General features: G+C 48.0%; 23 protein-coding genes. 5 read left to right on the top strand and 18 right to left on the bottom strand.

Annotation, left to right across the window (positions count from 1 at the left end; genetic code table 11):
* Positions 1 to 55 precede the first annotated feature (55 nt).
* Entirely contained in the window at positions 56 to 2,164 is a 2,109-nt protein-coding gene (locus V7051_RS09530; RefSeq protein ID WP_333874639.1) for a PAS domain S-box protein, read from the bottom strand.
* A 263-nt stretch (positions 2,165 to 2,427) separates the two neighbouring features.
* Here V7051_RS09530 and V7051_RS09525 point away from each other — a divergent pair, with 263 nt between their 5' ends.
* Both V7051_RS09525 and V7051_RS09520 read left to right on the top strand, forming a co-directional pair.
* On the top strand, positions 2,428 to 2,937 hold the full coding sequence (locus V7051_RS09525; RefSeq protein ID WP_333874640.1) for a hypothetical protein: 510 nt from the start codon (positions 2,428 to 2,430) through the stop codon (positions 2,935 to 2,937).
* Positions 2,938 to 3,078: 141 nt separating this feature from the next.
* The gene (locus tag V7051_RS09520; RefSeq protein WP_333874641.1) at positions 3,079 to 4,887 is read left to right on the top strand and encodes an ABC transporter ATP-binding protein; all 1,809 of its coding nucleotides are present in this window, start codon (positions 3,079 to 3,081) and stop codon (positions 4,885 to 4,887) included.
* A gap of 111 nt (positions 4,888 to 4,998) precedes the next feature.
* Here V7051_RS09520 and V7051_RS09515 read toward each other — a convergent pair whose 3' ends face one another.
* Positions 4,999 to 5,994 carry a hydrolase gene (locus V7051_RS09515; RefSeq protein ID WP_333874642.1) on the bottom strand — a complete coding sequence of 332 codons (996 nt, stop codon included), beginning with the start codon at positions 5,992 to 5,994 and terminating at the stop codon, positions 4,999 to 5,001.
* Positions 5,995 to 6,055: 61 nt separating this feature from the next.
* Here V7051_RS09515 and V7051_RS09510 point away from each other — a divergent pair, with 61 nt between their 5' ends.
* Positions 6,056 to 6,586, top strand: coding sequence for an alpha/beta hydrolase (locus V7051_RS09510; RefSeq protein WP_333874643.1), 531 nt, complete (start codon positions 6,056 to 6,058; stop codon positions 6,584 to 6,586).
* A gap of 59 nt (positions 6,587 to 6,645) precedes the next feature.
* A complete protein-coding gene (gene trxC, locus V7051_RS09505; protein ID WP_333874644.1) occupies positions 6,646 to 7,077 on the top strand; it encodes a thioredoxin TrxC in 432 nt (143 codons plus the stop codon).
* A gap of 39 nt (positions 7,078 to 7,116) precedes the next feature.
* Here the strand turns inward: trxC and V7051_RS09500 are convergent, their stop codons facing one another.
* The 16 genes from V7051_RS09500 to nifE all read right to left on the bottom strand — a co-directional run bounded on the left by V7051_RS09500 (position 7,117) and on the right by nifE (position 19,314).
* Entirely contained in the window at positions 7,117 to 7,545 is a 429-nt protein-coding gene (locus tag V7051_RS09500; RefSeq protein ID WP_333874645.1) for a transcriptional regulator, read from the bottom strand.
* A gap of 75 nt (positions 7,546 to 7,620) precedes the next feature.
* On the bottom strand, positions 7,621 to 8,358 hold the full coding sequence (locus V7051_RS09495) for a dinitrogenase iron-molybdenum cofactor biosynthesis protein (RefSeq protein ID WP_333874646.1): 738 nt from the start codon (positions 8,356 to 8,358) through the stop codon (positions 7,621 to 7,623).
* A gap of 1 nt (position 8,359) precedes the next feature.
* The gene (locus tag V7051_RS09490; RefSeq protein WP_333874647.1) at positions 8,360 to 8,815 is read right to left on the bottom strand and encodes an ankyrin repeat domain-containing protein; all 456 of its coding nucleotides are present in this window, start codon (positions 8,813 to 8,815) and stop codon (positions 8,360 to 8,362) included.
* Positions 8,812 to 9,123 carry a rhodanese-like domain-containing protein gene (locus V7051_RS09485; RefSeq protein ID WP_333874648.1) on the bottom strand — a complete coding sequence of 104 codons (312 nt, stop codon included), beginning with the start codon at positions 9,121 to 9,123 and terminating at the stop codon, positions 8,812 to 8,814. Before V7051_RS09485 ends, V7051_RS09490 begins: the two co-directional genes overlap by 4 nt.
* 422 nt (positions 9,124 to 9,545) lie before the next feature.
* Positions 9,546 to 11,273 (bottom strand): ATP-binding protein, encoded by a 1,728-nt coding sequence (locus V7051_RS09480; protein ID WP_333874649.1) that lies wholly within the window; start codon positions 11,271 to 11,273, stop codon positions 9,546 to 9,548.
* 141 nt (positions 11,274 to 11,414) lie between these two features.
* Positions 11,415 to 11,984: a hypothetical protein gene (locus tag V7051_RS09475; RefSeq protein WP_333874650.1), complete on the bottom strand. Its 570-nt coding sequence runs from the start codon at positions 11,982 to 11,984 to the stop codon at positions 11,415 to 11,417.
* Between the two features lie 407 nt (positions 11,985 to 12,391).
* Positions 12,392 to 13,378 (bottom strand): DUF364 domain-containing protein, encoded by a 987-nt coding sequence (locus V7051_RS09470; RefSeq protein ID WP_333874651.1) that lies wholly within the window; start codon positions 13,376 to 13,378, stop codon positions 12,392 to 12,394.
* Between the two features lie 5 nt (positions 13,379 to 13,383).
* Complete coding sequence (locus V7051_RS09465; protein WP_333874652.1) at positions 13,384 to 13,758, bottom strand: hypothetical protein; 375 nt, start codon at positions 13,756 to 13,758, stop codon at positions 13,384 to 13,386.
* On the bottom strand, positions 13,758 to 14,255 hold the full coding sequence (locus tag V7051_RS09460; RefSeq protein WP_333874653.1) for a hypothetical protein: 498 nt from the start codon (positions 14,253 to 14,255) through the stop codon (positions 13,758 to 13,760). Before V7051_RS09460 ends, V7051_RS09465 begins: the two co-directional genes overlap by 1 nt.
* On the bottom strand, positions 14,255 to 14,578 hold the full coding sequence (locus V7051_RS09455) for a (2Fe-2S) ferredoxin domain-containing protein (protein WP_333874654.1): 324 nt from the start codon (positions 14,576 to 14,578) through the stop codon (positions 14,255 to 14,257). Before V7051_RS09455 ends, V7051_RS09460 begins: the two co-directional genes overlap by 1 nt.
* Positions 14,579 to 14,850: 272 nt before the next feature.
* Positions 14,851 to 15,168, bottom strand: a complete 318-nt coding sequence (gene fdxB / locus V7051_RS09450; RefSeq protein ID WP_333874655.1) for a ferredoxin III, nif-specific — start codon at positions 15,166 to 15,168, stop codon at positions 14,851 to 14,853.
* Between the two features lie 14 nt (positions 15,169 to 15,182).
* Positions 15,183 to 15,395 (bottom strand): CCE_0567 family metalloprotein, encoded by a 213-nt coding sequence (locus V7051_RS09445; RefSeq protein WP_333874656.1) that lies wholly within the window; start codon positions 15,393 to 15,395, stop codon positions 15,183 to 15,185.
* 10 nt (positions 15,396 to 15,405) lie between these two features.
* Positions 15,406 to 15,879, bottom strand: coding sequence for a NifX-associated nitrogen fixation protein (locus V7051_RS09440; RefSeq protein WP_333874657.1), 474 nt, complete (start codon positions 15,877 to 15,879; stop codon positions 15,406 to 15,408).
* 171 nt (positions 15,880 to 16,050) lie between these two features.
* Positions 16,051 to 16,482 (bottom strand): nitrogen fixation protein NifX, encoded by a 432-nt coding sequence (nifX, locus tag V7051_RS09435; RefSeq protein WP_333874658.1) that lies wholly within the window; start codon positions 16,480 to 16,482, stop codon positions 16,051 to 16,053.
* A gap of 44 nt (positions 16,483 to 16,526) precedes the next feature.
* Positions 16,527 to 17,924 carry a nitrogenase iron-molybdenum cofactor biosynthesis protein NifN gene (gene nifN / locus V7051_RS09430; RefSeq protein WP_333874659.1) on the bottom strand — a complete coding sequence of 466 codons (1,398 nt, stop codon included), beginning with the start codon at positions 17,922 to 17,924 and terminating at the stop codon, positions 16,527 to 16,529.
* A complete protein-coding gene (gene nifE, locus V7051_RS09425) occupies positions 17,917 to 19,314 on the bottom strand; it encodes a nitrogenase iron-molybdenum cofactor biosynthesis protein NifE (protein ID WP_333874660.1) in 1,398 nt (465 codons plus the stop codon). The genes nifN and nifE overlap by 8 nt, the downstream gene beginning before the upstream one ends.
* 664 nt (positions 19,315 to 19,978) lie before the next feature.
* Here nifE and V7051_RS09420 point away from each other — a divergent pair.
* The gene (locus V7051_RS09420) at positions 19,979 to 20,425 is read left to right on the top strand and encodes a chemotaxis protein CheW (protein WP_334181137.1); all 447 of its coding nucleotides are present in this window, start codon (positions 19,979 to 19,981) and stop codon (positions 20,423 to 20,425) included.
* Position 20,426: the final 1 nt, after the last annotated feature.

Below are 20,426 nucleotides of genomic sequence, written 5' to 3'. Positions count from 1 at the left end.
GAACCAGATGGCTTATGCAGAATTGCAGAAGTTACGGACTGCGTAACATCAGTTATTAACGTTTTTCAGGTTTATCTTTTTTTATAGGTAACGTGAAATAAAAAGTACTGCCTTTCCCACGTTTGCTATTGAAACATAAAGTGCCTTTATGGGCTTCGATCAGCGAACGACTGATGGACAGTCCCATGCCGGTGCCGTTTATCTTGGTAGTGTGAAAAGGCGTCAATATTTTCTGTTGTTGCTCTTCATCAATGCCCAAGCCATTGTCTTTTACGCTAATCAGTATCTCATGATTCAATGTCAAGCGACTTTGGATGGTTAACAGGCGATGCTGATTTGGAGGTAAGTCCCGTAACGCGTCAATGCTGTTTCTGATCAGGTTTATAATGACTTGCTCAATTTGTATATGATCGACAACGACAGGAGGCAAATTATCGGTTAGTTCAAAATTGGGGGTTATGTTGTTGTGTTTAAATTCACTAATACAAAGGTCTATCGCATTATGAATCAAGGTATTAATGTCTGAAGTTAAATGCCGTTGTGAATGGGATTTACCGAATTCCTTCATGTTATGAATTATTCGGCCCACTCTTAAAGCCTGTTGCTGAGTTTTGGATAAGGTCTGGTTAAGTTTGCTTAGATCAGGATTTTCAGTGTTGATAAGGTCAATACTAACTTTTGTATAGACAGAAATAGCAGTCAAGGGTTGGTTTACTTCATGGGCAATGCCTGAAGCCATTTCTCCCATCATCGCAAGGCGAGTGACATGAGCGAGTTTTTCAAGATGTTCTTTTGCTTGTTCTTTCGCCTTTTTGCGCTCAGTGATGTCATTCATCGAGCCGACATAATTAATGATTTTACCCTGATCATTTTTTACTGCGGTAATGGTCAGCCAGACTGTATAGATTTCGCCATTCTTATGCCGGTTCAAGATTTCTCCTTCCCATGCATCGGTGGTATTCAGTGTATTCCACATAGCTGCATAAAAAGCTTTGCTATGTCGACCTGAGCTGAGCATGCGCGTGTTGCGGCCAATAGTTTCTTCAGCGCAGTAGCCGGTAATTTTGGTAAAGGACCGGTTGACCTGAAGGATAGTTGCATTGGTATCGGTGATGAGTATGCCATTCTGTGATTCGAAGGCAATGGCCGCGATTCTAAGCTGCTGCTCGGCCTGTTTACGTTCGCTGATGTCAGTAATGAAGCCAAACCAAAGCGTGGAGCCGTCCGCTTCCCTCTGTAACAGTGCGTTGCCCAATAGCCAGCGCACAGTGCCATCGTCAAATTTCACTCGATATTCATAGCACCACGGACTCAAGTCTCGTTCTGATTTCCGGATGGAGGCGATGATAGCGTCGTAGTCGTCCGGGTGTAGAAGGGCGAATACTCTGGATGCATCCTCGCGAACTTCTTCCGGGCTAAGCCGGTATATATCCCGGATAGCTTCACTGGCGTATGGACAGCAGGAGCGGCCATCGGCATACAAGCGAAATTGAAATATCACCCCGGGCAACTGGCTGGCGATTTTCTGAAGGCGATTCAGGGCTTCTTCTCGTACTTTTTGCGTCTGCATGCGTGCAGCATTGATCATGGCTATTTCTTTCGCTTCGCGCAAGGCTGCTTCCGTCTTCTTGATCTCGGTTATGTCGGTAAGCGTGATACGCAGCATCGAACTTTGGTTGGCGGTTATTACGCATTTGCAGTCCAACTGGACAGGAAATTCGACACCATCATTGCGTTTGAGTGTCAGTTCAATATTCTGCGGCTTGTTGCGCTTTAGTACGCCAACGAAAAAAAGATGCCAAAGGTCTCCGTCTTGAGGTGTAACAAAGGCGGCAAAACGACGATTCAACAGGTCGAAGCGATCCACTCCAAGTAGTCCGGCTGCGGTGAGATTGAGTTCAGCGATCAAACCTTCGCAGGTAAGGGTGAGGTAACCAACCGGAGCAAAATCATAAAGCTCAATATAGCGATCGCGGGACTCATCCAGAATGACATAAGCGCGCCGTAGCTCTTCATTCTGCAATTCCAGTTCAATCTGGTGTAGCTGAATTTTATGTAGTAATTCTTCGGCGGAGCGAACTGGCGAATCCGTTGCAGTATCCTGGGATAATCGGGCCTCAGCTGCTGTTCGTAATGGATCTGGAATAATTGGCGTTTTAGCCATGCATTGTTACTCGACTATCAATAAAGTAGGTCATTACTTACGAAATAATATATCACTAGCAGTGGTGGGGAAATATACAATTTTTCCATAACTATTCAAAAGCTTAAATTCTCTCAAGCATACGCCTGAAGTGTGGTGCTTTCATCTCGGTACTTTAAACAGGAAGCCGGGGACGAATAACTAACAACGGATGCCCGCGTCATTGAGTTTCTGTTTCACTGTTCGCAGTGTTATAGTCTGAGAAAACTCAGACAATATTGATCATGATCGGATTTATTCTTTGCAGTATATCGCTGGCATTTTTAGTACAAAACCCAAACGGATTTCTACAGCTACTCAGCACGCCTGTGGCTTTGGGTATCGGCCTGACGGTGGTGGCCATCAGTTTACTGGTGGGATATCTTAAAAAAGTTCCCAAGGTTATTTGGCACGATGGTTTTGCGAGCGGCTGCCTGCTGGCTTGGTACGCATACTGGGTGCCGCAATTCAACGCCGATGCGCCGATGTTCTTTTTCTTTCCGTTGTATTTCGCGCTATTCACCTCGATTGTGACGGTAAGCTTGATCAATAAGAGTGAATATTTCGATCTGGAATCGATTCAGTACCTGCGGCTTCTGGAAAAAAAAAGCCGTTTTAACATCAGTATATTTGTGGCGTTTGTATTGATTAGTCTGCTGGTTACCCGCCATTACACGCTTTACCCGATAGCTATGACTATTTTCATAGTTCGTCATACGATGATCGCTTGCCTGGAAATTATCGACAGACGATAACCCGTGTTTTTCAATCTGAAAACAGGGCAGGGCGAACCGATTTGCTATCCTCCTGGGTTCAATCTCAATACGATGCCGGAAAGTCTTCCTGGCGGCACTTTCCATTATAATGTCGGTTCTTTCGTAGATATTTCTTGAGCTATGTCTAAAAACCAGTCCTTTCAACGAGCCGCAGACGCTCCGCTTTTACCCACCGGCACGGTTAAATTTATTGTGTACTGCTTAGCCGGTTTTCGCGGCTGGATTATCCTGATGATGATTCTGGAAACCGGACAGGCCGCAGGCAGCATTCTGGTGCCGTATGCGATTAAAGCCATTATGGACGGCGTGACCACACATTTATCAGGCGCGGGTATGCTGGAAAGTTTACGCGGGCCGTTGTTGCTGTTGGCGGGCTTGAATATCGCGGAAATCCTGTTTAGCCGAGGCAGCGGAGCGGTATTGATTATCATGGGGCCGCGCTTGCGCCAGCGCACGACAAAAGCGTTGTATGCTTATTTGCAATATCATGCGCCACGGTATTTCGGCAGTCATTTTGCGGGCGCTTTGGCTCATCGCATCAGCGAAACATCAATGAGCGTTAATCATACGACCTGGTCGGTGCTATGCGATTTTTGGCCCATTCTGGTGACGTTCGCGGTTTCCATCGGGCTGTTATTAAACGTGCATCAAGGTTTAGGGTTGCTGGTTGCGGGCTGGGTATTTGTTTATGTGAGCCTTTCGTATTGGTTAGCGACGCGCTGCCAGCCTTATGCGCAGAATTATGCGGCGACCCGCAGCATGGTGAACGGCAAGATTGTCGATGCGGTGACCAATATCCTGAATGCCAAGTTGTTTGCACGCTTGCACTTTGAGCGGGAATATCTGGACGGTTTTCTGGAAACGGAAGTTAAGGCCGGACGGCGCACTTTTTGGTATATGGAACGGATACGCTGGTTCCAGTTTACTGCCGCGGCCATGCTCAAAGTCGGCACGGTTTATTATGCGCTGACTCTGTGGGACAGCGGTTTGATCGGGGTCGGCGATTTTACGATGAGCGTCGGGCTGGCTTTATTGATCATCAGCGATGCGCGTAACCTGACCCGGCGTTTCTTGGAGTTTTTCGAATATGTCGGCAATGTCGCCAACGGCGTGGAAACTATCGTCCAAGCGCATGAGATTGTCGATGTGCCGGATGCGTTGCCGCTACAAGTCAGCAAAGGCCGGATTGAATTTCGTCATGTGCGTTTCGGTTATGAGCCTGATCAGCCGGTGTTCGACGGCTTCAATGTCGTCATTGAGCCGGGGCAACGGGTCGGGCTGGTCGGCTTTTCCGGTTCCGGCAAATCGACTTTCGTTAGCCTGATGCTGCGTAATTATCAGCCGCAAAGCGGCCAGATCCTGATTGATGGCGTGGATATTCAGCAGGTTCAATTGGATTCACTGCATGAGCAGGTCAGTTTGATTCCGCAAGATCCCAGCCTGTTTCATCGCAGCCTGAAAGAAAACATCGGTTACGGCCGTTTGAAGGCGGATGATGAAGCTATTGAAGCGGCAGCGCGCATGGCGCATGCGGATGAGTTCATTCGGGTAATGCCTGAGGGCTATGATTCTTTGGTCGGCGAGCGCGGGGTTAAGCTATCCGGCGGCCAGCGTCAGCGCATTGCGATTGCGCGGGTGATGTTGAAAGACGCGCCGATTTTGATCCTGGATGAAGCCACGTCCAGCTTGGATTCGGTCACCGAAAAAACCATTCAGGAAAACCTGGATCGCGCGATGGGCCGCAAAACAGTCATTGCGATTGCGCACCGCTTGTCGACGATAGCGCATTTGGACCGGATTTTGGTGTTCGACCAGGGGCGCATCGTAGAGGATGGCGGACATGATCAACTGTTGGCACAGCAAGGCGTTTATTATCGTTTGTGGTCCATGCAGGCGGGTGGCTTCTTGCCGGAAGAGGCGGAAACGTAATTTCCGCCTGGACATTTGCTCTTTGGAAACTATCGGGTAAGTTGACGTAGGGCGTGCCGTGCGCGCCTTCCTGACACTCAAGGCGCGCACGGCACGCCCTACAGAATTCGGTCACCCACTGATGTGCCCCATCAAAAACTCCGGTATCCGCTGTTCCAGCCAATACTCCGGCTTGAACGGAATTAGTCCTGAGATAAAACCTACATGGCCGCCGTGTTTGGTCAGCTCCAAATGTACATAGGGCGATATTTCATTCGGGCCGGGTAGCACTTCTGTTGTCATAAACGGATCGTCAACCGCCTGAATCAATAAGGTGGGTACCGAGATTGATTTGAGATATTGCCTGGAACTGGAACGCCGGTAATAGTCGTGTACATCGTTAAAGCCATGCAATTTGGCTACGACCCTATCGTCATATTGCCAGAACGAATTGATCGCCGATAAATCGCCCAATGCTTTGATCTTTGCGGCTTCTTCAGACTGGCCTATGTTCTCCAGATGCTGCAATTTAACGTGCATATAGACTTTTAAATCTTTCAGCAAGTTGCCGCGGTAACACTTGGCAAAGCCGTTATCCAGTTTTGTCGCGCAAATATCTAACTGCAAAGGCACCGAAACCGCGACAGCCGCAAACAGTTTTAACCGGTCGCCGTGTTCGCCCAGCCACTTTAGAACCACATTACCGCCTAATGAAAAACCGACGACAGCTATAGGCGTTTCGGGTTCGCGCTGTCGTAAAGTTTGATAGAGAAAATGAATGTCCTCGGTTTCGCCTGAATGATAGCTTCGGGCCCGGTTATTGGATTGACCGCTACAGCCGCGGAAATTAATTGCGGCACTGCGAAAGCCTTGTTTAAGTAAGGTGCTTTGTAGGCCTTTAATATATTCCGATTGCGAGCTGCCGGTTAAGCCGTGTATCAGCATGATCAAGGGTCGGTTGCCGTATCCGCAATAATCGATGTCGATAAAATCATGGTCGGGAGTGATGAGCCTTTCGCGGCGATAATCAGGCGGATTGGGCGTATTTCTTAATAAGGCCGGATAAAGTGTCTGCAAGTGGCTGTTTGTTAACCACCAGGCGGCTTTGAATGTTGTTTTGGTCTGCATCGGCGATAGATTTATGTAACAAGAATGGTTGATTGTAATACCATTCGCGGATCATTAATCAATGTCTGAGGTTATCAATATGAAAAAAGGGGTGATTTATAATCACGGAAAAGACAGCATACCTTGGGGCGAGAAAACTATTCAATTTGCCGAGGTTGCCAGGGGGTACGGCTATTCGTTTGAAAGCCCGGATTATCAGGAACATTCGGACCCTGATAAACGGGTTGGGCAATTACTGGCGATGGATTTATCCGGCTACGATGAAGTCGTATTAGTCGGCTCCAGTATGGGGGCTTACGTTGCAACCGTAGCTTCGGAATCGATTAAACCCAAGGGGCTTTTTCTGCTGGCGCCTGCGTTTTATTTGCCCGGCTACCGGCAAACGGAGTTTAAGCCAACGGCTGAAGATATTCGGGTATTTCATGGCTGGCAGGACGATATTGTGCCGCCGGAGAATGCTTGGCGGTTTTGCCAAAAGCATCGAGTGCGTTTGAATTTATACGATACCGATCACCGGATGCTCAGCGCGATGCCTCAGTTGGTTGATGAATTCAGCCGGTTCTTGGCAGGGTTTAATGGATTTAAAAGTTGAGTTTTAGGGTTGATGGCCTCATATCTTTAATAATTAAACCTTAACAATAAGGCCATCCCATGAGTACATTGCATATTGTTTGTCCCGACTGCCAAGCGGTAAATCGCATAGCCTCCGAGCGCTTGGCCCAGCATCCCCGTTGCGGTCAATGCAAACAGCCGTTGTTTAGCGCCCATCCGCTGGAATTAACCGGCCGGAATTTTCAGCAGCATATTGCGCGCAATGATATTCCTGTCGTAGTCGATTTCTGGGCGTCCTGGTGCGGGCCTTGCAAGATGATGGCTCCGGCTTATGCCCAAGCGGCTGTTGCACTTGAACCGCATGTGCGTTTGGCTAAGCTCAATACTGAACAGGAACAGGGTATTGCCGCTCAATTTAATATTCGCAGTATTCCTACGATGGTGATATTCAAATCCGGTCATGAAGTTGCCCGTATGTCCGGCGCAATGAGTGCTGCGGATATTGTCCGCTGGGTCAAAAGCAGTATGTGAATTGGATCTACGAAATGTCAGGCAACGATAATGTTGCGGCTATAAGATACCAAGTGAAGATGGAACTTCGGAGCTTTCGATCTCCTTTAGGAATTGCGCGACCCAGAGTTCGACGCGCGGCAGGCAGCCATTCAACGAAGCCTGTTTTTGCGGAATATTGAAAAAGTCGGGTTCATGCAGGTAAGGGTGTGTGATTCTGCCGACGTCGATCGCATCATGACTGAGATCGACTAGCCGCCCGCCGATCATGTTGTATTGATGTTCATAGTGGCCGCAGATCGAACCGCCGAAGACCCGGTTCATGAACAGGCTTCCATACTTGCAGGAACCGGAAAGATCGGTTGGAGGCAGTGCGCCTCGCTCGGCAGCTTTCTCGCACCATTTGCGGAACACAAAAACCTTGGCTTGCGCGAAACGTTCGTAGGAATAGGCGAGTTGCGCCTCCCGGTCTAAACTCCAATCTGTCATTTTTGGGCCTAAGCTAAATATATATCGGCCCTCCATGAAGATCGGAGGGATAGGGTAGTGCAGCAGTAAAGTTGTCTACTCTACTGCTTGTCTCTTGGTTTCAGCGGCTTCATCATGAGTAAACCTGACCCTTTCCTCAGCTGAACGACCCAACGCTTTAGCGAACCACGGCGGCGGCGCATCGAACACTTTCTGGAATTCCGTTAATTGATCTATCGCTTCGGTTACATCCGGAATCTTGATCGGGTAAATATCGGCGCGTATCACTTTTGCCGCAGCCGGGCCTCCGATCGATTGCACGAACATGACATGGCAGTCTTTAATTAAATTGGCGCGAAACAGGTTCCTGTCTTCGGCGCTGTCGGCTTCAATAGTCGAGCGTATATCGACCAGTTTGTAATCGTGCCGTGATAACTGGTAAACCAGAAAACGTATGCAGGAACCGAAATGCCCGTTGATCAGTGCACCGCTGTTTGAACCGATCGCGACGCGGATAGAGTCGGGCATGTCGCCATCTTTATAGGGCAATATTTCAGGAAGGTCTTCATCTTCCGCTTCGTCGCCCCACAGGTAACGCACGGCTAATTTGATATTGGCAAGACCGATGCCGATATCCTCGCCGTCTTCTTCGCCATCCAGGCTGCCTAAACCGGTTTTAAGATTGGTGACGGTGATGGATTTTAATTTTTCATCATCCAGGGGCGGCCCCAGCCGCTCATGTAATATTTCCAGTAGCCTGGATATGTCGATGCCGGGCAGGATGCGCGATGCCAAGGCAATGCGTAAGGCTAGTTCACGGGGCAATGCTTCCATTTTAATCTCCTGATTTAACAAGCTTGGATAATAATTTGAGTGTTTTTCGGGTAGAGGCCAAGTCCAACGCAGTGAAATCGTCGTGCGTTTTAAGGGCGGGGTCAGCACCGGCCGCCAATAATTGTTCAACCACGTTCTCTCTATCGCTGGAGGCTGAATAAATCAACGCAGTAGCGCCGGAAGCGGTGTTTTGATAATTAATATCGATTCCCGCATTAATCAGTGCATCGATACAATCGCTGTTACCGGAGTAACAAGCCGCCCACAATGCGTTATTGCCGTATTGATCCAGAACATCCAGTGCTGCATTCTGTTCGATCAGAAAGCGGACGACATCGATACGGCCTTGTTGGCTTGCCAAAATCAACGGGTAAATGCCGTCACTGTTCTTTAAAGCCGGTTGTGCTACAGAAAAATAGTTATTTTGTAGCCAGTCGCGTAGTTCAGGATTCATCATGCTTGCTGGTGTTTTTCTTTCCAGCCGGAATAACCGCCTTCCAGACTGTAGACATCTTTAAAACCGAAGTCGCTGAAAAATTCGGCAAGGTGTTCGCTGGCATGGCCGTAATAACAATAAATCAACAGGCTGCGCTGCTTGTCGCCGCGTTTAACTAATGAATCCTTTAAGCCTTCATGAACATGCAGAGCATCTTCCAAATGTCCTGCTTTGTAATCTTTCATGTCCCTACAGTCCAGAATCATAGGCTTGGACTCTTTAATCAGGTTTTCAGAATCGGCAATGGAGATTGTTTTGTATTTTTTCATGGTAGTTTAAATGACTTCAGAAGGTCATTCCTCAAGAGGATGCGAAGGTTGTAGTAAAGCTAACAATAAAATAGATTTTGTTGCGATTAAATGTAGTGAGTCGCTCTATTTCTTCGTGTTAAGGGCTATATGAATGCCATATATATTTAGATAGCAAATTATTTGCCATAATCCTGAATAGCCCGTCTTTTATGGGGTTGACGAGAAATTTCAGGCAAAAAAAAGCGCCCTAGTCGAGAAAATAGGGCGCCGAAGGTACAACGCTCAGGAAAGGCTATGCAAACGAAACTAACTATGTAAATTATTATGCAGTAATAATGCCAATATTTAATTGTTAATTATTTCAAGTGGTTACTATTATCTGTCTCGATTTGAATCGTAATTTGTGGTGCATTTGCACCAAATGCAGCTATTTATGGTGCTTAACTGCCCTGATTTAGTGCACTTTCTTCGGATTTTTCGAGATCCATTCCGCGGAATATCGAGCAGCGCTTGAATACGTCCAATGTCGGCGTTACTTTTTTGTGCTGGCAAAATTTGGCGACCAGCTTGGACAGCCCTTTAATGTCGCGTCCTGTCGCTTCCGGGAAGGTAGTCACTAATTGATCGATTAAATCAGCAGCGACATTCAGCTCGAATTGCTCGATCATGACCTGCCAGATGCGGCGGCGTGCATCGGCGTCCGGCGGATAATATTTAATCAGCGCGATACAACGGGAAACAATGGCTTCATCAATGTCATCGACACGATTGGTGGTCAGAAACAGCAAGCCGTTAAAATATTCGAGGACCCTGAGAAACACTCCGACGACCGCATTCATCGCGATGTTATTGTCGCGCCGCTTGATGTAAACATCGGCCTCGTCGATCAGCATCACAGCGCCCCAGCGCTGAGCGCGGGTTAACACGTCTTTTAAAGCTTTTTCCATTTCGCCGACATTGAGTCCCAATTGCCCGGAATGCACACGGTACAATGGACGCTTGATGATTTCGGAATAGACTTCGGCCGTTAAGGTCTTGCCGACTCCGGCAGGACCGGCACAAAGCACCGTGGTGCCGCCCGACTTGCCTTCAATAATGTCGTCCATCAAGACATCCATTTCGGCGGTAAGAATGTCAATCAGGTCAATCTGTTCTTCGCGAAGAACCAGTTTTTGTTTTAATTCCGGTTGATATTGATAAGGCTTGATGTCATTAACATGCACCCATAAATGATGATGCAGTTCCAGATGGAACATCAGCAGGTAACAATGCACCGGCAGCTCGGTAAACAGGCCTTTGGGAATTTCTTTTTCCGACGCTTCGACTTCATTTTCGACCTTGCAGTCATAGCGGTTGCTTTTGGCGGCTTTGCGTAAATATTTAGCCAGAATGTCGCCTTTGGCATCCATCGTTAATACGCGTTCGCTGAGAATGCTTTCATCATTAACGAGGCGCGCAGATCCGCCTTCGGTAGACAAAACCACGACATCTTTGCGAGCCCAATCGGTGCTGCGATGCGAAGCGGTCGGGTCTTCCGCATAAAACCCGGTGCCTTTGCCTAAAAACTGTGTGCCTGACTGGCCGCACCATTCGAAATAACGTTCGGCGGCATCGTCATAAGTGGCGATAAGTTCGGGCGTTTCTTTAAGAAAGCCTTTGGCGACAAAAATTTCCGTAATCGTTTTGTCGGCAATATCGCGGGCGCGGATAGTTACTGTTGAGATTGCTACTTTGCCTTTGGCATTGGCTTTGATCTCAAGTGTAACCCGGCCGGTTTCTTCCTCGCCCGAAGGCGTAAAGTCTAATCGGGTGACCACGTAGGCCATCGGTTTTCCGGCAACATTGGCCTGGAATAACCAGCCGCGTATCGCGTCATTGATAAGATAACGGGCAATTGCCGGTAGCAGCATTTCAAGGTCACTTTCTTCAAACCTGACCGTATCGTCGTTCATCGCTTTTTGCAGCGTTGAAAGCAATGCGACATGGCCTTGCATTTCAGTCCCGGCTTGCTTATAAAGATCCTGCAAAAAATTGAGCTCGGTATTGGACAATTGTTTGAATGATACTTCGGCTTTATTGCCGAAACGCAGCTGGTCATTCAATGTCGCCAAGCCCGGAAACTCATTAATCATTGCTTCTACATACTTGCGCTCAATTTGAAGTTTCATAGGGTCTCTGTATCAATGCGTTGAAATAATGAAGCGGGGAACTAAACCACACTGACGGAGGCTTAAATCCCGTCAGTGTGGTTAGCATAAAAAGCAGAAAGTTATTTTTAATCGATAAAATGAAGGCTAATAATCTAAACCTTAAATAGCGCCTACTGCCGCATCTTTCACCACTACAAAAGTGTTTTCTTCTGCTTCGGCAAAAGTGACGAGAGGTGTTTTAGGGTTATAAGATTTAGCCGCGGCATAAGCGATGGCGACTTTATCTTCAGCGGATTGGCCTTTCAGTTCGCTTTTTTCAATATACAGCTCTTCAAGTATTTCGTTCCACACCAAGCCTTCCTTGAAAGGTAATAACTTATAAGTAATGCCTTCCAATTCAACCTGTAAGCCTTTGCTGATATTTTCCACATAAATCAAAGCAATGCAGTCCGCTGCAATATCGGCTTTGTATTTTTCAACAAAAACGGGCAATAAATCCAGCGTAGGCAACAGGCCATTGATGAATTTGATTTTGTCGCCTTCAATAATCAAAGCTGAATGAATAAACAGGGCTTCAGGTGGTTTACGGTCAGTTGTTGAGCCTTCGCGCAGAGAGCCTTCTTTTAAAACCAAATCGCCGCGATAAGCGTAAACGCCTGCAGTGCTGGTTTGACCATTGACCAGAGTGACAGTTAATAATCCTTTATCTTCATAGGTTTCTAATAGCATTGTTTGTTCTCCAGATAATTAAATAAATATTGCAAGTGCAGGTTGTGAGGATATTAACCTAAATAAAGCATGGTTTATGCCATATTAAAAATTATGATTATTTATCTTTTAAAACAGTAGGATGAAAGTTTTATTGTAGATTGGTCGTCGTGAATTATGGATATTTAACTCAACAACACAAATTGATTTTGTAAGTGATTGTCGTAAACCTTACAATTTTTAGCGGCCGAATTTCAGATGGAATGCAGTGTTTAAAGTACTTGAGTACAACGATGAGCGTAGGGCGTCACGACCATCAAGCTAAGAGGAGGATAGTTATGCTTGAAATGCTGTGGGCGCGATTAAATTCGCGCCTACAGTATTCATTTTTATGAAGCGGGAAACTGGTCAAACCGAAAGCCGTCAAATCAAGCTTTGGATTCCAGTGATACTTGATTTAAGGTTGCAGTGTTATGGGCGTCCCACAACCGCTTATAACTGCTATCCATCCGCGAAAGTTTTGCCGTTATTTGATTGAGCCGGTTAAATTCAGGAAACCTGCCTTTGTTGCTTCCGCTGTACCATTGCTCCATAGCCTGATTTAACCGTTGTCTGTCTGTATAGTCTTCAGCTATCTGGTTTTTCAACCACGTCATACTATTATCGGGGCTTAGATCGACTATCCGGTAACGCACGGCATCGTCAAAAATACGCACCCCGCCGCCTTCTGCGGCAGTTTGGTACAGCTTTACCGGATCGACAACTTCAACACCTGCCAGATAATCAATGGCGAATTCATGCAGTTCGGGCAGCCAGGGTACTGTCGGTCCCATTAATACGGTGGTGGCGTGTTGGGCAAGCTCGGCCAGACGCGGAAAAGTTTTATTGGTGATAGAACTGGCCGTTAAAAATACCCAGTCGGCATCAGGCAATAAAAATTCGCAGGCGGGATCGGGATAATCGCCCGGTACGGGCTGCCGTTCGATAATATGAAGATTGATTTGTTCGGCATAGCGTTCAATGCCGGGATAACGCCCGACAACAACGACTTTTTTACCTTGCAGTTGAGGTAGAAAATGATCGAAAACAGCCAGATTGGCATTGTCGGGAGTAGGTAACAGAGTTATGCCGGACGGTAATTCATAACGGTTTAAGCTGCAATTGATAGCTGCCATAGCCACCGTCGCCTTGTAAGGCTCCCAATCGGTGATCCATCCGGCCAGTTCCGCCAAAGTTTTACCGGCCAATGTGCCCGGCCATGACAAGGTTCGGGTCGGAATGCCGGGACTCATTGCCAAGCCAGTGCGCCCGGCATTACAGACCGTCCAAACCAGACCGATGCTTAGCTCGGTGACTTCTGTATCGCTACCGGCATAATCCAGCAATAGTTCATAAATACGCGCCGGATTTTCCATAGAAGCTATTCGGGCATTTCCAGCAATTTGGGCTCGGATTTAATCTGTTCGGCTTTGCCCCAGGCAGTGACGCCTTCAACAAAGCGTTTGGCCTTGGTCGGATGCGGCTTGACGACATCGTATTCGGCGTAAAAAGTGCCGTCGCTGTTAAACTGAAGCCGGCCGATACGCTGTTTTTTTGGCTCATCGTACCAGTAACAGGCTAAATTATCCGCTCCGGCATAAGGGTCTTTGATCAATTCAAAATCAGCGTCATCGTAACGCGGATAGTGTTTAATGTCTGTTTCGGTAAAACCCAGTTCGTGGATTTCTTCAGTCAACCGCTGACAGACGCATTCAGCCAGCTGACGGTTTATAGCGATGTGTTCGGACAAGTTCATTACTCGGTAATCCCCGCAGCTAAATCCATAATGACTGATGCGCCCGAAAGATCTTCGGGATCGAGTTGTTTCAGGTGAGACAAAACAATCTCGGCATCAGCGGTAAAACCTTGCCTTAGCTTGATAAAGGCCAAGGCTTTCAAAGTATATAAATAGAAAAAAGTGCCGTCATTGGCGTATGAATTCCATTTTGGCTGGTTTTGAGCCAGTAGACGATAATCGCTGGGAAAGCCGCCTTGTTTTGCCGACTCTTCCAGGCCCGCCAACACAATTCGTTCCGCATCAACGAGACGTTTTTGATAAAAATAAAACTTGTACAGCGCAAAATAGGTTTGCAAGCAATGGCTATCCAGCGTTTGCGCCTGTAAAAACAGCTTTTCCGCTCGGCTTTGATCAACCGAGCTTGCGGCCACAGCCGCTTGCAGCAGACTATTAACTTCGGCGGGCATATTCGGGCTGAACATCACCCGTTCTTCTACAAACGCAACTGAAGCCATTACCAGATCTCGGCAGGAACCAACAAATTGGCAACCGGCTCGCCGCCAAGCAGATGTTGCTCAATGATGGTTTTGACGTCTTCTTTTTTCAGCTTGCCGTACATCACCCCTTCCGGATAAACCAACACGCTGGGGCCCATCATACAAGGGCCCATGCAGCCGGTGTTGGTCAGGGCGATTTTTTCAAACAGATTGCGGGCTTGTATTTCATTCATGAATTCATTCATGATTTCAGCGCAACCGCTGCTGGCACAGGAACCCCTGGGATGTCCCTGCGGACGGTTTTGAGTACATACAAATACATGTTTTTCAGGTCTGGGCATGGTTTTATTCCTTAATGGTAGAAAAATTCACCACGAAGACACGAAGGACACGAAGAAAATAAGATTTCGTATCTTCGTGGCTCAACCACAAAAGGCGGAACTGGAGTTGCCATCCCATTTCTAACGATTCTGTGATGTACGGACTCGCGGTTATACTTGAATAACGTCAAACGTTGGAAAGGGGCAAAATGCCTTTCCTGTTTTTGTTCAGTAAAACTTCGTGTTCTTCGTGTCTTCGTGGTGAAGAATTATTCTATTTCGTGTCTTTCCGGTTACGCAGCTTGCTTATGTTCGTGAGTAAAACAGCTTTTCGGGCACACTTTGGAGCAAGCTTCGCAGCCGATACAATCCAGTTTGTTTTTGAGACTCATGACCATACTGTTGTCATCATCGTCTTCAAAATCACCGTAATCATCATCAAAGTCATCCGGATCAAGCGCGTCGGCTTTTTCAACTAAATCGAAAACATCGCGCGGGCAGACTTTAAAGCAACGTCCGCAACCGATGCAGGTTTTTTGATTGATGTCGGTTACATAAGCAGGCGTCCATTCCGTGCCGCCAAAGGTAACGCCTGTTACAAAATCAGACATGGCTATTCTCCTGCTCAGGCCGCTTCAGCTTGAGCGGCAATTAGTTTTTTGTTGGCTTCATCCCAGGCTTTACAGGCATCATAAGTGGCTTGAGCGATGCCTAGCAGTTCACCGTATCCTTCAGGTAAGCTGTCTTCAATCAGGTCATGTAAAACCATGGCTTGCTCATTAGCCAGGCGCTTGGTTTTTTTGACTTCTTTTTCCAGTTTTCTTAATTCTTCAGACATGCGTACCTCCTTAGTCGGTTGCAGCCGCGTTGTATTTTTCGATTAGCCCCAGTGCTTTCTCGATGGTTTGCTCGCTTTTTTCGCGTAATTCTTCCAGGCTTGAGAAGCCGAAACGATGGGTATCGCGCAATATTTTGTCGACCACAATGAGTCTCCCGACCATGATCAATGCGCGGCCGAAACCTTCATGACTGAGATGAACCATAGGTGCCGCCATCAGGCCGGTTCTTTTCTCAATCAGTGTCGCCAATGAGTTGTAATAAGCTTTTAAGCGGGCAATGGTAATTTCATCGGGATCGCCGATTACCGGAATATTTTTCTTGCGATCTTTAGTTAACACGATAGGGTCGATGATTTTTGCTTCCGACCAGCCTTCATAGGTATCGTAAGTATCAATCGCGCGTAATTGTTTGATCATATCTTTGACGATCTCGGAACTCAGATTGGTATCGTCTTCTTGTACGACTAATGCGGCAATGGCCATATTTTTTCTCCGTTAAGTGGTAGTTTGGTTTTACGAGCGGTCATTTTTAGCTCATCAAGCCCAAGTGGTTATCGTGTTGTAGGAGCGGGCCATGCCCGCGAGATGCTGGCGACACTTAATAAGCGTTGTTAATATCGCGGGCATGGCCCGCTCCTACAACAAGCGAAAATATCATTCGTCCCAACCCTCATCTTCCATTTGATTAAAACGTTCAGGATCGGGACTCTTGTGTTGATTAATCGCTTTTGCCAACCAACTGGACGGTCCGGCTTTCATCTCATTTTGCAGGTCAACGATTAAGTCTTTAATCTTGCCGCCTTCATGCACCTTAACCGGCTGTATGCCTTTAGCAATCAGCTGGTTAATGGCCGAGCCGCCGACAGCTTGGCAATACACCGCCGCACAGCCGTTCAGCAAATCAAGCTTGACCGACAACTTATCTTCATTGCCGTCCTGGCTGAGCTCGCCAAACTGGGCGGCTTCGAGTAATTGCGCGTCTTCCATGTCCACCGCATATATGGCGAAAGACTTGGCTGAGCCGAAATGCTGGTTTACCGTTTCCATATCGGTAGTGGCAAACGCTATTTTTAGTGCGGTTTCCATAAACTTTCTCTCATCAGTGCTTTGCACTATGTGCATACGTCTTGTTAATGACATGACAGCGGGTAGTCGGTTATTTCGCTGGCAGGCTTTTGGCCATATACCGAGCGGTAAACTGGAATTTCTTCATGGGAATAATTGATCACCAAGTTGGCCAAATCGAATAGCGTTTGCCGGGAGCCGCGGTAGCCGATCCAGGTTTTCTGGTAACCGCCGATAATGTCGTATAACGGAAATCCGGCCCTCAAAATAGGCGTGCCCAAGCGTTCGGCGGTATCGACAGCATGGGAATTGCCGATGACCAGTTGCACCTTGTTGGCTTTGCCGATCAATTCCATATCTTCAAGGTCGCCGATTTTGATGCTGTCGACAGGAATTCGCGCTAACAGCGGTACGTTGCAGGAAGTGATCGCGGCAACGACTTCCGCGCCCATTTCCTGAACCTGATCGATAAACGCGTTCAATAAATCCGCATCGGCGGCAATCGCTATGCGCAATTGGCCGAGCATAAAATGCGTGTCCAGCATCGCGTCCTGCAACTGTGAGCGCTGACGCTCTATACGCTCGGGAACATCGTTACCGCTGATTTCGGCTAATGCGGATATCAATGCATCATTGGCTTTTAAACCGTAAAGATGATCGAGAGCATAGGTCGGAACGCCGGTTTTCTGTTCCAGTAATTCAGCCACCTTGGCTAGCGATGGGCCGATAACGACCGTCGCCAGCGCATCGCCCAGCGTCGCCATTTCAGATATCAGGGTGCCGCCGATAGTCACAGGGCTGAAATCTTCATCGGTCAAACAGCCATCCAGCGAATCGGAAATATCGGGCACAAAAACAGGCCTGAGCTGGAATTGCTCGAAAATATCGCGAAGCGCTTCCAGGTCGCCGGGAGTCAGCATGTAATTGACCAAGACATTGACCTGGCGCTTGCGTTTGCCCGGATAGGTTCCCGCTTCTTTGGCATCCGGCACTAAAGCACGAATAATTTCGGTCAGCGTTGCGGCAAAACCGGTTTCTACACTGCCGGTAAAATCAGGCGTATTGACCGCGACCACTGCGATGTCGGCAAATTCCGGATTGGCTTCCCTGAACTCCCTGACGTTCCGATGGACATCGGCGCCTTGGGTTTCCGCCAATCCGGTAGTCAAAATAGTAATCAGGGCAGGGCGGGACTTTTCGGCAATGGTTTTAATACCTTCACGCACATTTTCGTCTGCGCCCATCACCGAGCTGCCTTGATCCATTGCCGTACTTTGCAATGGAATAGGTTCCCTGAAGTGGCGCACAAAAAACACTTTAGCGAAAGCGGTGCAACCTTGCGAGCCGTGCAACATCGGCATGGAACGATTAAAGCCCAATGTCGCCAGGGAACCGCCTATCGGCTGGCTGGCTTTCAGCGGATTGACTGATAGCGCTTTGTTTCTTTTCAGGATGTCAGCCATTTGTCACCTTCCTGTTTTTCCACGGTGCGGGCGCTCTAACTGCCTCCCATACCGGGCTTTCAATCGTTAACGCCAGTTGGCGCACCAGTTCCAGCATGCCTTGATAGCCTTCGTAACCGAATTCGCGTTCCTGGTTAATATCCAAAAACGGAACTTTGGCTTTAAGCGCCGTGTACATGTTACGGCCGCCGGCGATCAAAATGTCGGCCTTGTAATCATGGACGATTTTCAGCAACGCTTTGGGGCTGCCGTCGTCGATCATGACGGTGTCTTCGCCCATCAGCTCGCGGATTCTGGCTTTGTCTTCCTCGGTGGATTTCTTGGTGCCGGTCGCAACGACCACCATGCCCAAATCCTGCAACGCGGAAATCACCGACCAGCTTTTTACGCCGCCGGTAAACAGCAACACCCGTTTGCCTTTCAGGCGTACTTTCCATGGTTCCAATGCTTTCTGAATCCGGGTTTCTTCACGCAATATCAGCGCTTCGGTGCGTTCGGTTAAATCCGGATCGTTAAGCACTTTAGCAAAGTCCCGTAATGATTGGCTGGTGTCGGTTATGCCGTAATAGCTGCCTTCAAACCACGGCGTACCGTATTGTTGTTGCAACTTGCGGGCGACATTGACCATTGCTTTGGAGCAAACCATCATATTGACTTCGGCTTTGTGCATGGTTTGCACTTCGCGAAATCTTGCATCGCCTGATAATGTGCACAATATGCGCAAACCCAGTTCATCGAATAGCGGCAGCACATGCCAGAATTCACCGGCGATGTTGTATTCGCCGATCAGGTTAACGTCATGGATTTTTATATCCGAGCGCTGAACGGTTAAAGGCAATGGATCGGGATCACGGGTGCCGATCACATGATTAACCATCGCGTCACCGGCAATACGGTTACCGAGATTTTTGGTGCCGTAAAATCCGGCGCTGTCAATCGGTACAACAGGAACGCCCCAGCGTTCCTGGGCTGATTTACAGATGGCGTTAATATCATCGCCAACCAGCGCAGGAACGCAGGTGTTATAAATAAATACGGCGGGTGGATGGTAAGTATCAATTGCCTGCTTAATCGCATGGAACAGTCGCTTTTCCGAGCGCCCCATCACAATGTCCTGCTCGGTCAAGTCGGTCGTCATCCCGATGCGATATAAATCCGCCCCGGAAGAGCGCGTGCCCCGGTTATCCCAGGAGCTGCCCGCACAAGCGATAGGCCCGTGGACGATATGAGCGACATCGGCAATCGGTAACAGGGCAATCTGCGCACCGTCAAAAGCGCAGCCACCCGCCGAAGCGCCGGGTTTGGGTTTGGCACAACCGGACTTTTCCTTCTTGTTATGCTCACAGGCAGGTTCGTCCAGCAGCGCGGCAATGTCTTTAGTTGATTTCATGGCTATGACCAGATGGCTTTGTTTATATTGGACTAAGCAACCATTGTGCCATTTTGTATAGCATTGAAATTATTAGGGTTTATTGATCGTCGGTTTGTAGGAAAGCTTACAAAACTGATGGAGGGATATAACAAGCAGGGTCATTGGAGCAATGTTGATGTGTATTCGGCTGTTTACCGCGCGGTCATTAACGGATATTAAGTAGTTACAAACAACGCCACGAAGATTGTTTTATATTTTTCTTCTTGTCATCTAATCAGTTTTGTGAAACGAAACTGATTAGATGACAAGAATGAGAAGTTGAAAATACCTGAGTCCGGTGTTAAGGTTTTGGTTTCGTGGTATCGATACAAGCAATAGCGGATCGCCCTGATCATTCTTAAATATAACAAGAACAGGAAGGGTAAAAGATGGATTCAGCAAGCAGGGGTCATATGCCCGTAAAGAACGGGGATTGGATACCTCTGGCAAGGAGCTTCCAACACTGTTGATTTAAGCTGGAGCTATCTAGTCAGGTGTAGATACGAATTTAGTTGCATCCACACCTGCTGGGCTCATCGCTCATAATTTCTCTTAAGTTCTCAGTATTGGGCATTGCTCCTCTCCTTGTAGTCGACGCCTTATATTCCTGTCGCTACAACCTAACCCCCAGAGGTACCGAAATATGATGCTGCTGGTCTTTACACTGGATGATTGGCGCTGTGCGCTGGAACTTTCCAGCGTGGAAAAGGTATATCGTGCGGTCGCAGTCACCCCCTTGCCGGATGCACCGGATATCGTCCTGGGTGTCGTTAATGTCAGGGGCGCCGTGTTGCCGGTTGTCGACGTACGGCGGCGCTTCCGCCTGCCGGAGAAAAACCTGACGCCGGACGATCAGTTCATCGTCGCCAACTCCTCCGGCCGTCTGGTTGTGCTTGTCGTAGATAATGTCGCCGGTGTCATCGAGTGTTCCGGGGAAGACATTGTTCCGGCAAGCGCCATCGTACCCGGCATGGAGTATGTTGAAGGAGTGGCCAGGCTCAAGGACGGCATGATCCTGATTCATAATCTGGCCCGTTTTCTTTCGCTTGAAGAAAAGACCGCGCTGGAACAGGCCTTGGAGAATATCTAAC

The organism is Methylobacter sp. (genome assembly GCF_036845245.1).
In the GTDB taxonomy this organism is placed as follows: Bacteria; Pseudomonadota; Gammaproteobacteria; order Methylococcales; family Methylomonadaceae; genus Methylobacter_A.
Note: the sequence above shows the minus strand (reverse complement) of the source record. Positions and strands in the feature narration are given on the sequence as shown.